General features: G+C 65.7%; 12 protein-coding genes. 6 read left to right on the plus strand and 6 right to left on the minus strand.

Annotation, left to right across the window (positions count from 1 at the left end):
• Positions 1–45: 45 nt before the first annotated feature.
• Together alr and lpxL are read left to right on the plus strand one after the other, a co-directional pair.
• Positions 46–1,155: an alanine racemase gene (alr, locus tag C6W88_RS02780; RefSeq protein WP_108131383.1), complete on the plus strand. Its 1,110-nt coding sequence runs from the start codon at positions 46–48 to the stop codon at positions 1,153–1,155.
• 44 nt (positions 1,156–1,199) lie between these two features.
• On the plus strand, positions 1,200–2,120 hold the full coding sequence (gene lpxL / locus C6W88_RS02785) for an LpxL/LpxP family Kdo(2)-lipid IV(A) lauroyl/palmitoleoyl acyltransferase (protein WP_108131384.1): 921 nt from the start codon (positions 1,200–1,202) through the stop codon (positions 2,118–2,120).
• Positions 2,121–2,177: 57 nt separating this feature from the next.
• Here the strand turns inward: lpxL and C6W88_RS02790 are convergent, their stop codons facing one another.
• The 5 genes from C6W88_RS02790 to C6W88_RS02810 all read right to left on the minus strand — a co-directional run bounded on the left by C6W88_RS02790 (position 2,178) and on the right by C6W88_RS02810 (position 8,170).
• A complete protein-coding gene (locus tag C6W88_RS02790) occupies positions 2,178–3,530 on the minus strand; it encodes a DUF2254 domain-containing protein (RefSeq protein ID WP_045991038.1) in 1,353 nt (450 codons plus the stop codon).
• A gap of 205 nt (positions 3,531–3,735) precedes the next feature.
• Complete coding sequence (gene ettA, locus C6W88_RS02795; protein WP_045991039.1) at positions 3,736–5,397, minus strand: energy-dependent translational throttle protein EttA; 1,662 nt, start codon at positions 5,395–5,397, stop codon at positions 3,736–3,738.
• 271 nt (positions 5,398–5,668) lie between these two features.
• Positions 5,669–5,884, minus strand: a complete 216-nt coding sequence (locus C6W88_RS02800; RefSeq protein WP_108131385.1) for a PA3496 family putative envelope integrity protein — start codon at positions 5,882–5,884, stop codon at positions 5,669–5,671.
• Positions 5,885–6,027: 143 nt separating this feature from the next.
• Positions 6,028–6,462 (minus strand): PAS domain-containing protein, encoded by a 435-nt coding sequence (locus C6W88_RS02805; RefSeq protein ID WP_108131386.1) that lies wholly within the window; start codon positions 6,460–6,462, stop codon positions 6,028–6,030.
• A 397-nt stretch (positions 6,463–6,859) separates the two neighbouring features.
• Positions 6,860–8,170 (minus strand): MFS transporter, encoded by a 1,311-nt coding sequence (locus C6W88_RS02810; RefSeq protein ID WP_045991042.1) that lies wholly within the window; start codon positions 8,168–8,170, stop codon positions 6,860–6,862.
• A 110-nt stretch (positions 8,171–8,280) separates the two neighbouring features.
• Here C6W88_RS02810 and C6W88_RS02815 point away from each other — a divergent pair, with 110 nt between their 5' ends.
• Both C6W88_RS02815 and C6W88_RS02820 read left to right on the plus strand, forming a co-directional pair.
• Positions 8,281–8,550 (plus strand): Rdx family protein, encoded by a 270-nt coding sequence (locus tag C6W88_RS02815; RefSeq protein ID WP_045991043.1) that lies wholly within the window; start codon positions 8,281–8,283, stop codon positions 8,548–8,550.
• A 132-nt stretch (positions 8,551–8,682) separates the two neighbouring features.
• Positions 8,683–9,579, plus strand: coding sequence for a DMT family transporter (locus C6W88_RS02820; protein ID WP_045991044.1), 897 nt, complete (start codon positions 8,683–8,685; stop codon positions 9,577–9,579).
• 55 nt (positions 9,580–9,634) lie between these two features.
• Here the strand turns inward: C6W88_RS02820 and C6W88_RS02825 are convergent, their stop codons facing one another.
• Positions 9,635–10,342 (minus strand): arylesterase, encoded by a 708-nt coding sequence (locus C6W88_RS02825; RefSeq protein WP_197037050.1) that lies wholly within the window; start codon positions 10,340–10,342, stop codon positions 9,635–9,637.
• A 136-nt stretch (positions 10,343–10,478) separates the two neighbouring features.
• On the opposite strand from C6W88_RS02825, the gene C6W88_RS02830 reads away from it, so the two are divergent.
• Both C6W88_RS02830 and C6W88_RS02835 read left to right on the plus strand, forming a co-directional pair.
• Positions 10,479–11,231, plus strand: a complete 753-nt coding sequence (locus C6W88_RS02830; protein WP_108131387.1) for an ABC transporter ATP-binding protein — start codon at positions 10,479–10,481, stop codon at positions 11,229–11,231.
• Entirely contained in the window at positions 11,228–13,846 is a 2,619-nt protein-coding gene (locus C6W88_RS02835) for an ABC transporter permease (RefSeq protein WP_181248570.1), read from the plus strand. Before C6W88_RS02830 ends, C6W88_RS02835 begins: the two co-directional genes overlap by 4 nt.
• Positions 13,847–13,953: the final 107 nt, after the last annotated feature.

Consider the following 13,953-nt stretch of genomic DNA (forward strand, 5'->3'; position numbering starts at 1 on the left):
ATATGGTGACAACACTAGCCTCTGCACACTGACCTCGGAGTCCCCATGTCTCGCCCCCTGATCGCCGATATCGACCTGGATGCCCTGCGCCACAATTACCGGCTTGCCGCGGGCCTGGCCCCTGGCAGCCTCAGCGTCGCGGTGCTCAAGGCGGACGCCTACGGCCATGGCGCCGTCGCCTGCGCGAGGGCCTTGTCCGGCGAGGCGCCGATGTTTGCGGTGGCAGCGATCGAGGAGGCGGTCGCCCTGCGCGAGGCCGGCATCGAGGAGCCCATCGTGCTGCTCGAGGGGATCTTCAGCGCCGATGAGCTGGCCCAGGTGGAGGCGCTTGGCCTGGGCATGGCGATTCACAGCGACTGGCAGCTCGAGGCCGCCCTGGCACGGCGTCCGGCCCGGCCCATCCCGGTGTGGCTGAAGGTGGACTCCGGCATGCATCGGCTGGGCTTCCCGCCCGAGCGGGCCGAAGCGGCCTGGCGGGCACTCGAGGCGGCCCCCGAGTGTGTCTGTGATCTTCACCTGATGAGCCACTTCGCCACCGCCGACAGTACCGATGCTGGCTACTTTCAACGTCAGCGCGAGTGCATTGTGGCGCTGGCCGAGCGTCTCGACGCGCCCACCTGCCTGGCCAACTCGCCAAGTATTCTTGCCCAGCCCTCGGCCCACGGTGCCATCAACCGTCCGGGAGTGATGCTCTACGGGGCCGACCCACTGGAGGTCGCCAACAGCGCAAGCCAGCAGCTTGCACCGGTGATGAGCCTGCGCAGCGAGATCATCGCCGTGCGCGAGCTTTCCGCGGGGGAGCCGGTGGGCTACGGGGGGCGCTTCGTCACCTCTCGGCCCTCGCGTATCGGGGTGGTGGCCTGTGGCTACGGCGACGGCTATGACCGCCACGCGGTGGACGGCACTCCGGTGCTGGTCGACGGCAAGCGCACCCATGTGGCCGGCAAGGTGTCGATGGACATGATGACGGTGGACCTGAGCGAACTACCCGAGGCAGGCATCGGCAGCGAGGTGGTGCTGTGGGGCCGCAGCCGTCACGGTGGCGTTCTGTCGGTGGATGAAGTGGCCCGATTCTGCGACACCATCAGCTATACCCTGTTGACCGGGGTGCTGCCACGGGTGCCCAGGCGGTACAATGGCGCCGTTAGCGACTGACGGCCTGGCTCGTCGGTCGTCCTGATCGACCGACGAGGGATCGCATGTCCAAGGACACAACGACCGCGCCACGTTACTGGACCCAGCCACGCTACTGGCCGACCTACCTTGCCATCACCGCCATGCGCGCCAGTGCCTGGTTGCCGTGGCGCTGCAAGCTGGCGCTGGGCCGATTGATCGGACTGGCTGCCTGGCGTTTCGCCGGGCGTCGCCGTCATATCACCGAGACCAATATTCGCCTTTGCTTTCCCGAGCTCGACCCGGCGGCCCAGGCCCGCCTGGTCAAGCAGAGCTTTCTGGCCAACGGCATCGGCATCTTCGAGACCGCCACCGGCTGGTGCCGGGATCCCGAACATCTGCGCCACCGGGTCACCTTCAAGGGCCAGGAGCATATGGCCAAGGTCCAGGCCGAAGGCAAGGGCGCGCTGATCATCGGCATCCACTTCTCCACCCTGGATCTCGGCGGCGCCCTGCACTCGCTGTTCTTTCCCGCCGACGTGGTCTATCGCCCCCACGACAATCCGGTGTTCGAGCGTTTCATGACCCGTGCCCGCAACGGCATCTTCGGTACCGCCATCGATCGTCATGACCTGCGTGGCGTGGTGCGACGGATCAAGGCCGGTCACCACGTCTGGTACAGTCCGGACCAGGACTTCGGTCGTGACGCCAGCGTGTTTGCGCCCTTCTTCGGGGTCGAGGCGGCGTCGATCAAGCTGACGGCCAAGATCGCCAAGATGACCGGCGCGCCGGTGATGCCGCTGATCTTTCATCGCAATCCCGACAATCGCACCTACAGCCTCGAATACCTGCCCGCCCTGGACAACTTCCCCAGCGGTGACGAGGTCGCCGACGCTGCCCGTATCAACGCGGTGATCGAGGCCGCGATTCGCCGCCATCCCGAGCAGTATCTGTGGATGCACCGGCGCTTCAAGACCCGCCCCAGGGGCGAGGCCAAGATCTACTGATGGACCCGCCTGGCGGGGCTTGCCGGCTTGGCCGTGGGCGCCCCGTCGGTCCAGGCGTCAACCGATCTGCTCGAGGCGCGCCGCCAGGCGTTCTCGCATGGGGGTCAGGTCGAGGCGGTGTGCGCCTCTTTCCAGTCGTTCCACGATAAAGGCCTGATCCATCGGGTCGCTGGCGCCGTCCGCCAGCGCCTGGCCGACCCGCTGAGCCATCCGCTGAATGCTGGGGAGCTGGTGTTCCCCGGCGAACAGTGACTGGGTCTTGAGCGACTTGAGCAAACCCAGCAGGGTGCTCTGGTCCTCGGCGCCGTAGGACAGGATCGGCACGAACAGGCGGTGCAGCAGGCTGTCGTAGCGTTCCACCGGCCAGGTCACACGGCGCTTGCCGTCACCGTCGACCATGGTGTTGGCCGGCTGCCACTTGAGGTAGCGGCACAGCAGATCGGTCATCCGGTGCAGGCACAGCCTGGCGGTGCCGGGGTCGTTGATCCCCGGGGACAGCGCCTTGATCGCCACTTCCATCATCTGGGTCAGTCCGTGGACGAAGTGCTCGTCGATGGATTCACCGTCGAGATAGGTGAGGGTGGAGAGCACCTCGTCGCACCACTCCTCGTTGGGCGTGTCCTCGCATTCCAGGATAGCGATGGGCAGACCTTCCACCACGTAGTCGCCGAAGCGAAACTGCAGATGCAGCACGCCACCGATGCGCTCGGCAAGCTCCGCCAGTCGCTCGAGGTTGGCGTTCTGCACATAGCCCGCCATGCGCGCATGGATCTCGTGACACTGGGCGCTCGGCGGTGCAGCCGAGGGCAGGTAGCGCCAATGGTCATCGGTTTCCTTGTCGTGCAGACGCTGCATGCTGGCCAGGGTGGTGTCATGGAGCCCGGAGATCACGGCGTCGATCTGGATCGACTGGGAGGCGTTGTGGATGAAATAGACGAACAGCGCCAGGCAGTGCAGCACCATGGCACAGGCCAGATAGATGGCGAGCGAACGCCAGGCGGCTTCGCCGTCGTCGACCTCCGGCACGATCAATAGAATCAGGATGAACAGGATGGTGCCCAGGTAGTGGCCGAGCACCCACTGATTGGCGCGCTCCGATACCAGCCCGAATACCAGCTTGTGGGAAAAGTTGCCGCCGGCCTGGGACAGCACCGACATCACCATGGAAAAGCTGAACACCATCAGCGAGATCATGCCGCCGAGCATCGCCGCCAGCAGTGACTGGGCGCTGCCCGGGGCGGTGAGACTGAGCTTCTGGATCACCTCCGGCAGCGAGGTGTCGCTGATCGGTGGGGCCAGCGCCAGCAGGCCGAGCAGACCGTAGACCAGGGCTGCCAGGGTCGGCAGGTAGGCGATGCTGGTATAAAAGGCGCGAATCAACCGCACCGGATGGAAGGTCAGCGATGACATGGCAGGGACCCTGTCAGGTAGCGGTGGATGGGATAGGTCGATGTCGACGACAAGATGCGTCGCATGTGGCTCTTATCGCTTCAAGCGTGCTGTCATGCAAGTACGCCGGTAAACGCTGGCGGCAGCGGAAAGACTGGAACTGCACAAACGACGACGCCACCGGCGTGGGCCGGTGGCGTCGTTGCAGTGCGCAGTGCTTGTCGTATCAGGCGTCGATACGCTTGTACTTCATCCGATGCGGCGTGTCGTCACCGACGCGCTTCTTGTGGTCGGCTTCGTACTCGGTGTAGTTGCCGGCGAAGAACTCGACGTGGGACTCGCCTTCGAAGGCCAGGATATGGGTCGCGATGCGGTCCAGGAACCAGCGATCGTGGGAGATCACCATGGCGCAGCCGGGGAAGGCCAGCAGAGCCTCTTCCAGCGCACGCAGGGTCTCGATATCCAGGTCGTTGGACGGCTCGTCGAGCAGCAGCACGTTGGCGCCCTGCTTCAGGGTCTGGGCCAGCTGCAGGCGGCCGCGCTCACCACCGGAGAGGTCCCTGAGGAACTTCTGCTGGTCATTGCCCTTGAAGTTGAAACGCCCGACGTAGGCCCGTGAGGAGACCTCGTAGCCGTTGATGTTGAGGATGTCCTGTCCATCGGACACCGCTTCCCACACCGTCTGCTTGTCGTCGAGGGCGTCGCGCATCTGCTCGACGTAGGCGATGTCCACTGTCTCGCCGAGCACCACTTCGCCGGCGTCCGGCTTCTCGCTGCCCTGGATCAGCTTGAACAGGGTGGACTTGCCGGCACCGTTGCCGCCGACGATACCGACGATGGCACCCTGGGGGATGGTGAAGCTCAGGTCCTCGTAGAGCAGCTTGTCGTCGAAGCGCTTGGACACCCCGTGGAATTCGATGACCTTGTCGCCCAGACGCGGACCCGGCGGAATGTAGATCTCGTTGGTCTCGTTGCGCTTCTGGAAGTCGCCGGACTGCATCTCCTCGAAGCGGTTGAGGCGCGCCTTGCTCTTGGCCTGACGGCCCTTGGCGTTGGAGCGAACCCACTCGAGCTCGTGCTTGATCGCCTTCTGACGCGAGGCCTCGGCCTTGGCTTCCTGCTCCAGGCGCTTCTCCTTGGCTTCCAGCCACTGGGAGTAGTTGCCTTCGAAGGGGATGCCCTGGCCGCGGTCGAGCTCGAGGATCCAGCCGGCCACGTTGTCGAGGAAGTAGCGGTCGTGGGTGATGGCCACCACGGTACCGGAATAGTCGTGGAGGAAGCGCTCGAGCCAGGCCACGGACTCGGCGTCCAGGTGGTTGGTCGGCTCGTCCAGCAGCAGCATGTCCGGGTTGGACAGCAGCAGGCGGCACAGCGCCACGCGGCGACGTTCGCCACCGGACAGGTGGCCGACATTGGCCTCCCAGGGCGGTAGCCGCAGCGCCTCGGCGGCGACTTCCAGCTTGCGCTCCAGGTTATGGGCGTCGGCGGCCTCGATCAGGTTCTCGAGCTTGGCCTGTTCGGCGGCCAGCGCGTCGAAGTCGGCGTCCGGTTCGGCGTAGGCCGCATAGACGGCGTCCAGCTTGGCCTGGGCTTCCTTGATCTCGCCCAGTGCCTCCTCGACGGTCTCGCGCACGTTCTTGGTGTCGTCGAGCTCGGGCTCCTGGGGCAGGTAGCCCACGTTGAGGCCCGGCATCGGCCGTGCCTCGCCTTCGATCTCGGTGTCCACGCCGGCCATGATCCGCAGAAGGGTGGACTTGCCGGCGCCGTTGAGACCGAGCACGCCGATCTTGGCCCCGGGGAAGAAGGACAGGGAGATGTCCTTGAGGATCTGCTTCTTGGGGGGCACGACCTTGCCCACCCGGTTCATGGTGTAGACGTATTGCGCCATGGGAACTCGCTAGTGTTGGGGAAACGATCACCACCGGCGCTGACGGACGCCCTGGGCGTCGACAGCATAGCCAGACGTGGACGATGCCGCGTTTCCACTGGGGTTCGCGGAAAAAAAGCTGGTCACAGATGATAGAGCCGGAGGCGCACAAACGCCAGCCATGTGGCGAGATCGAGGGTCGCCTCACACAAGGTGAGGGGATTCGCCAGGCGAGAGCGAAGGGCGGGGGCGATGCACCGACCGCCCCGGGAAAGACAGGTGGCGCTGGGTGCTATTCCTCTTCTTCTTCCTCTTCCTCGTCATAGCCCCAGTCGTCATCGATGGCCTGGCGCAGGCGACGTTCCTCGAGCAGGGCTTCCACTCGTCGGCGGGCGCGCAGGGTGTCAGCACGGTTGGAAGGACGACTGCGGGAATAGTCCTCGTCGTTGACCGCCTCCTGATCAGAGAGGTCGAGGTAGGCATCATCGAGAAGGGAATCACGGCTCATGTGAAATCTCCCATGGCCAGAGCGCCGAAGCGCGTCTTGTCACACCATGCTTCCGACGGCGGGAAGCGCCAACAGAATCCGAGGACTCTGTTGGCTATATAAGCGGGAATCGAGAAAAGTGCAAGAGGGAGGCGTGGACTGGCTCAGGCGCTGTCGGCGCCGTCACGCAGGCGATCGATCTCGGCCAGGTTGGCCACACGTTCGCTGACGTCCTTCTGGACGCCGATAAAGTAGACCAGCTCGTCACTTTCGTCCAACACCGGGGTCAGTGACAGCTCGTTGTAGAACAGGGTGCCGTCCTTCTTGTAGTTGCGCAGAACTTCGCGGCAGGGGCGCAACTCCTTCAAGGCCTTGCGCACGACGTCGAGGGCCGGCTGGTCGGTATCGTCGTTCTGCAGGAAGCGGCAGTCGCGGTAGAGGATCTCGTCCGCGCTGTAGCCGGTCAGGCGCTCGAAGCCCTGATTCACGTAGATCAGGATATGCTCGTCGCCTTCCTTCTCGGCCACCACGATCCCGTCTTCCGAGGCGTTGACGATGCGTTCGAGCAGTTCCGGGGCGATCATGTTCGGTCGTGTCATGGGACGTCCTGTTGCGGGCTTGGCGTTACACCCTTGTTGCCTGGTAATCAGGGGCCGGGGATTCAGGGGCCAGGATGTGCACCAAACCGGTAGTCTCTCAAAGACGGTTTGTGCGCAACCTCGGGATGTAATGATGGCTCTAATCGGCAAAATTTGATGCTAAGCATGGCCAGAGGGCGAGATTAAATCAATGGTCCGCTAAGGAAACGCTGCATAAATTGCTGCGCTCGACATCTCGACCGCCGGCGGTACTCAGGCTCCTCATTTAACCCATGTAAACTCGAAACCTTGCGTTCCGGCGGCAACCGACCTGTCATCGCTCGCGAGATTTCTTCAGCGCTTCCTGTCGTCTTTGCTGTGGCGGTAGTGTGGAGCGGACGCTGAGGCTGCCCTTGCGTCACTCTACCTCCGGCAGGCGCAACGCGCTGAGGGCGGCCAGGGCGGCGGTGGCGGCCAGCACCAGCAACAGCGGGCCGGCGCCGAGCCATTGCGCCAGAGCACCGATCACGGCGCCGACGATCAGCATCAGCACGCCAGTGATGGTGTTGGACAGGGCCACATAGAGGGCACGATTGTCGGCGCCGGCCATGTCGACGATGTAGGTCTTGCGACCGAGGCGAATGCCCGAGTGGACGATGACCAGCAGCGCGTAGACCAAGGCGTAGGGCCAGACACTTGCGCTCATCGACTCGGGCAACCAGGCCAGCGATGCCCCCAGCAGGCAGCACAGGGTGGTACCGATGGCACCGTCGCGCATCACCGTTTTGCTGGAGGCATCCGAACGCTTGCCCCAGATGGGGCTGGCGACCATGCCGGCGACCCCGGATACCACGATCAGAAGTCCCAGTCCGCCAAGTTCAGTACCGCCGTTGTCCTGGGCCATCAGCGCTACATAGGGCAACGCCAGGGCGCTGGACAGCAACAGGGCGCGGGTCAGATTGAAGTTACGAAAGGCGGCGTCGTCGCGCATCAGGGCGAGGCCGGTCTTGACCGAATCCCAGGCGTTGGCGCCGCCGTCGGTGGCGCCTTCCGCTTCTTCGATGGCGGCGGCGCACAGCGCATTGAGGGTCCATCCCAGCGCCGCCACGCCAAGCAGCACCGCCAGGGCGAGCTCGCCGGGACGGTCGTCGAACAGCACCAGCACCGCACCGGCGGCCAGGGTCACGGCGCCCGCCACACTGCCGCTCCAGCCCATCAGGGTCCCGCGACGTTGCTTGGAGATGGTCTTGCCGAGCACGTCCTTGGTGGCGATGGACGACAGCCCCCGGGCCAGCGACAGGGCGACCAGGGCCAGCAGTACCAGGCCGCCGCCAACACCGCCGGAACCGATCAGGGCAAGAACCGACAGCGCCGCGGCGGCCAGCGCCTGGAGCAATCCACCGACCATCCAGACGCCCTTGCGCCTGGGTTTCAGGCGGATAAAACCGGCCACGAACAGTTGGGGCAGCAGGGCGCCGGCCTCGCGAATCGGCACCAGCAGGCCGACCATCCAGGTCGGCGCGCCGATGGCGCCCAGTAGCCAGGGCAGGACCAGACGGGCGCTGGAGAGTTCGTCGGCGAGCTTGTTGCCTAGCGACGCCAGCAGATGCAGGAAGAAGTTGCGCGGCTGCTCATCGCAGGCGCTGTCCGGGATGTCCTTGCACAGGCGACTGTCCTCGTCGCCGGTGAGCCACTCGTAAAGTCGCGTCTGGGTTTCGCCACTGGCCATGGAGGCTGTCCTGACTGTTATGATCGTGGTTTGAGGGAATACGGTGTACGTGCTGCCTTGCAGCGCGTTGCCGGTGTTTCCACCTACGTGCTGGAACAGGGAGGCTGAACGTGGCACGCATTCGGATTATCTACTGTACGCAATGTCAGTGGCTCTTGCGTAGTGGCTGGTATGCCCAGGAGCTGCTCTCGACCTTCGGCGAGGATCTCGAGGAGGTGACGCTGGTGCCTTCCCACGGCGGCCATTTCGAGATCCGGCTGGATGACGAGACGCTATGGGAGCGCAAGCGAGATGGCGGCTTTCCCGACGTCAAGACGCTCAAGCAACGGGTCCGCGACGGCATCGCTCCCGAGCGCGATCTGGGCCATCTGGACCGTTGAATGTTGCCGATGGTCATCCTGTGTTGACGGTCTGAACGCGGGCTCGATGGCGTCATCCTGATTGACCGCGTTCCCCCTTCGCGTGGCTATGGCTCGCGGCTCCTTACCCTCATCTTTACCCCAGGGAATGTCATGACAACTGATCGACAGGCCATGGCCTTCGGCCTTGGCGCCGTGGCGTTGTGGTCCACGGTGGCCACCGCCTTCAAGCTGGCGCTTGCCCATATGAGCCCGCTGGAGCTGATGTGGCTGGCGGCGCTGGTGTCCTGGGCGCTGATGAGCGTGCTGATGCTGCGGCGCGGACAGCTGCATCAGGCACTTCGTCGCGGCTGGCGCACCGCTGTGTGGGCCGGGCTGATGAACCCGGTGGCCTACTACCTTGTGCTGTTTGCGGCCTATGACCGGTTGCCCGGACAGGAGGCCATGGCGCTCAACTACACCTGGGCGCTGGCCATGGCCCTGCTGGCGGTGCCGATCCTCAAGCAGCGGTTGACGCCGATGGACGTGGTGGCCGGCCTGGTGGCCTACGCCGGGGTCTGGGTCATCGCCACCCGTGGCCAGGTTTTTGACGTGGCCTTCGCCGATCCTCTGGGCGTCGCACTGGCGCTGGTGTCGACGCTGATCTGGGCGCTGTACTGGCTGTTCAATGCCCGCGACCGGCGTCCGCCGCTGGTCGCCCAGTGGCAGAACTTCAGCGTCGGGGTGCCGGTGCTGACGCTGCTGATGGTGCTGGGTCCAGGCTTTCAGTGGCACGGCAGTGCCGCCCTGGGCGCGGGCATCTATGTCGGACTGTTCGAGATGGGCGTCGCTTTTGTGCTATGGCAGGCGGCGATGCAGCGGGTGTCGCGCACCGCCAAGGTCTCCAACCTGATCTTTCTGTCGCCACCGGTGTCGCTGATGCTGCTCTACCTGGTGGTCGGCGAGCCGATACTCCCCTCGACCCTGATCGGACTGGTGCTGATCCTGCTGGGGCTTGGGCTACAGCAGTGGCAGAAGGCGCCGGCTCACGTCGAGCCATCCTCCTCATGAAGACCTGGCGGTAGGCGCTTCTGCGCACTCCAGCGCGGAGCAAAGCGGTGGGATATCAGGAGGCGCTCGCTTGCTCGCTGCGTTCTTCGCTGTCCTTCTGGCTGGAGGGCTGGGTCGACACCGCCTCGGTCCCCGGCGTCTCGGTCTCGTCCAGCAGGGGCGCAAGGCTCGGCCAGACGTTGTCGAGCAGCCTTGGCTGGGCCTCGGCGGTGGGGTGGATGCCGTCGTCCTGCATCAGCTCAGGGTCCAGCGCCACCCCTTCGAGCAGGAAGGGCACCAGCGGCACCTCATGGGTGTCGGCCAGTTCTCGAAAGACCCCGGTGAAGGCCTGACGGTAGGCGTCGCCGTAATTCGGGGGAATATCGATACCCAGCAGCAGCACCTGGGCGCCGGCGGCCTGGCTCTTTTCGATCATGCCTTCGAGGTTTGCCGACATCTGGCTCGGCGGAAGGCCCCTGAGTCCATCATTGCCGCCCAGCTCCAGCAGAACGATGTCCGGGTCGTGCTGTCGGAGGAGTTCAGGGAGACGGGTGGCGCCCCCGCCGGTGGTTTCGCCGCTGATGCTGGCATTGACCACCTCGGCGCGGTGCGCCACTCGCTCGGCCAGCAACGCCACCCAGCCGGCGTCCCGTTCGATGCCGTAAGCGGCGCTCAAGCTGTCGCCCACCACCAGCAAGGTCGGCGGGGCTGTGTCAGACTGGGCCCAGACCGACCCCGGCACAAGGGCGGTCAAGACGCAGGCCATCATCAGCGTCTTCAGCATCCGCCTGGCGGGCGTTGCCCGGCGATCCTGCGCTCGTCTTCCTGACGTCGTGGCATCAGCAGCGCCGAAGCGCGAGGCTCCAGAAAAAAACCGCCGTGCCGCCCCAAACGTCCAAGTCCCAGGGAATGCCATCACCATGTCGCTGTCTCCTTCCGAGAATACCGTCCCGACCACCGTGCTGCGCGCGCGAGGCCTGTCCAAGCGGGTCGCCAGCGGAACGCGGGAACTGACCATCCTGCGCGAGCTTGAGCTCGACGTACAGTCCGGCGAGAGCGTCGCCATCCTCGGCCAGAGCGGTGCCGGCAAGTCGACCCTGCTGGCGCTGCTGGCCGGTCTCGATACGCCGAGTGCCGGCGAGCTTGCGATGTTCGGTACATCGCTTGCCGAGCTCGACGAGGACGGTCGCGCGGCGCTGAGAAACACCCGAGTGGGCTTCGTGTTTCAGAACTTCCAGTTGCTGCCGACCCTGACGGCGCTGGAAAACGTGCTGCTGCCGACCGAGCTGTCGACCCTTGCCAACCGTGAGGCCCGTGCCACCGACTGGCTCGGTCGAGTGGGGTTGGGCGAACGCCTGGATCACCTGCCCAAGCAGCTGTCCGGCGGCGAACAGCAACGGGTGGCGCTGGCGCGGGCCTTTGTCACCGGCCCCGAGCTGGTGTTTGCCGATGAACCGACCGGCAATCTCGACCCGGACACCGGGGAGCGCATCATTCAGACCCTGTTCGAGCTCAACCGTTCCGAGGGCACCACCCTGGTGCTGGTTACCCACGACCACGCTCTGGCGAGGCGCTGCGATCGGTGTCTGCGCCTGGCCGACGGCCAGCTCACCAAGGTGACATCCAAGCTTCCAGCCGAGGCGCCAGACGCCCAGCGGGAGGCCTCGGCATGAGTGAGCGAAGCTCCACGGCGAAGGGCCAATTGGGACGTCAGCTGGTGATGGCGGCGCGCTCTCTGCGGCGCGATCTTCGTGCGGGTGATGTACGCGCCTTGCTGGTGGCGCTGACCCTGGCGGTGGCCGCCTCGACCATGATGGGGTTCTTTCTCGACCGGCTGGAACGTGGTCTGACCCGTCAGGCTAGTCAGATGATGGGCGGCGATGTGGTGCTGGAGCAGTCCAATCCCTTCGCTCTGGAGATCCGGGAGCGTCTGGAAGGCGCCGGCATGCGCCTGAGCGACCAGGTCGATCTGGTCTCCATGGCCAGTCGCGATGGCGCCTTTCAGCCGGTCAGCATCAAGGCGGTGGACGAAGACTATCCACTCTACGGCGTGTCCCGGGTCGACCAGGGCGCCGGCGTCGAGGAGCTCGCCAGTGGCCCTGCGCCAGGCGAGGTGTGGCTGGCGCCGAGGCTCGAGACGCTGCTGGACATCGAACTCGGCGATAGTCTGACGCTGGGCAGGGGCGAGTTCCAGGTGACCGGCTGGATCGAGCGGGAGGCCGACCAGTCTGCCGGCTTCGGCAGCTTCAACCCGCGGGTGATGATGCACGTCGACGACGTCGAGGCGACCGGGCTGATCCAGCCCGGTTCGCGCATCGAGTTCGAGATCCTCGCCGCCGGCTCGCCCCAGGCGGTGGAGACGCTGTCGCCCTGGCTCGCCCGCCTGCGCGCCGACGGCGTCGAGGTACGTGACGTGCGCGAGGACCGGCCTCGGCTGGGCTCGGCGCTGGAGCGAGCCGAGACCTACCTGAGCCTGGCCGGTCTAGCTGCCGTGCTGCTGGCCGGGGTGGCGGTGGCCATGGCGACGCGGCGCTACGTCGATCGCCATCTGGATACCGCCGCGCTACTGCGCTGCTTCGGCGCGTCCCAGCGGGACCTGGCGCGTATCTTTACGTTCCAGCTGGCCGGTCTGGCGCTGGTGGCCTCGCTGATCGGCGCGCTTCTGGGGCTGGCGGGGCAGGCGTTGCTGCTGGCCTTGATGCAGCGTTTTCTGCCGCTGGAGCTGCCGCCCCCCGGAGCCTTGCCGTTGTGGCTGGGCGTGCTGACGGCACTGGCCGTGCTGGCCGGCTTTGCCGGGCCGACCCTGCTGCGCTTGAAGCGGGTTAGCGCACTCAAGGTACTGCGCCGGGAGCTGGACCCCTTGCCTGCCTCCGGTTGGTCGCTGCTGCTGGCGGCGGCGCTGGCCTTCGGTGCTCTGCTTTGGCTGTACTCCGGCAGCCTGGGGCTGGCGGCGGGACTCTTGGCCGGCGGCATGGTGGCGTTGGGCGTACTGTGGGGCCTGGCGGGCTTGATCCTCGATGGACTGTTGCGTCTGGCCGCGCGGCTCGACGGTGGTGATCCCGCTGGTCTGCGCGGGTCGTTGCGTCTGGGCGCTCGGCAGTTGGCGCGCCGTCGCAACGCCAGCCTGGGGCAGATGCTGGCGTTCGCGGTGACCTTCTTCGCCATGACCATGATCGCCCTGGTGCGGGGCGATCTGTTGACCACCTGGCAGGCGCAGTTACCCGAGGACACACCCAATCACTTCGCGATCAATATCCAGCCCGGCGAGCGCGACGACTTCGAGCAGCGGCTCGAGGCCATCGCCGAGGCCAGCAGTGATCTCTACCCCATGGTCCGCGGGCGTATCACCGCGATCAACGGCCAGCCGCCGAGGCAGGCCGTGCCCCCCGAGGCGAGGGGAGAAAACGCCCTGCGCCGGGAGCTCAACCTGACCTGGCGGGAGGACCTGCCGAGCGGTAATCGTCTGGTGGCCGGCGAATGGTTTGCCTCGCGCGCCGAGGCCGGCGGCTGGCTCGACGAGGTGGACGCCCAGCCGTCCTCGGCGCCCGCAGGCGATGACGTCGCCGAGACGGCGCCGATCTCCATGGAACGAGAACTGGCAGAACGTCTGGGGCTGGCGCTGGGGGATCGTTTAAGTTTCACCATCGGCGCCGACACCCTGGTCGGTGAGATCACCAGTCTCCGCGACCTCGATTGGGACAGCTTCAAGCCCAACTTTTACGTGATCTTCCCGCCTGGTGTGCTGGAACGCTACGGCCATAGCTACATCACCGCCTTCTATCTGGAGCAGCAGCAGAAGCGCGAACTGGGGAGCCTGGTCCAGGCCTTCCCGGGGGTGACGCTGCTCGACGTGGATGCCCTGCTGGGGCAGGTCCGTGAGGTGCTGGGGCACGTGACCCGGGCGGTGGAAGTGGTGCTGGCCTTCGTGCTGCTGGCCGGGGTCAGTGTGCTCTACGCCGCGTTGATCGCCAGTCAGCCGGTACGTGCCCACGAAAGCGGCTTGTTGCGCGTCTTTGGCGCAGGTTCCCGTCTGCTCGCGCGGGTGCAGTGGGCTGAATTTGCCGTTCTGGGACTGGCCAGCGGCCTGATGGCGGCGCTGCTGGCGGAGGTCGCCACGGCCGCGTTATATCTGCTGTGGCTGGATCTGCCGCCGCGGGTGCATCCCTGGGTCTGGCTGCTGGTCCCGACGCTCGGCGCTGTGGTACTGGGCTTGGTAGGGCATCTGTTGTCCCGGGGCATTCGGCGCCAGGCGCCGGCGGCGAGCCTGGGGCTGCTGGGCGAGGCCTGAAAGGCGAATCATGGCATGAAAGGGTGAATCGCCTCACGAAACGCGAAGCGCCTCATGCAAAGCGATGCGCCTCATGCAAAGCGATGCGCCTTATGCAAAGCGAAGCG

The organism is Halomonas litopenaei (genome assembly GCF_003045775.1).
GTDB lineage: Bacteria > Pseudomonadota > Gammaproteobacteria > Pseudomonadales > Halomonadaceae > Halomonas > Halomonas litopenaei.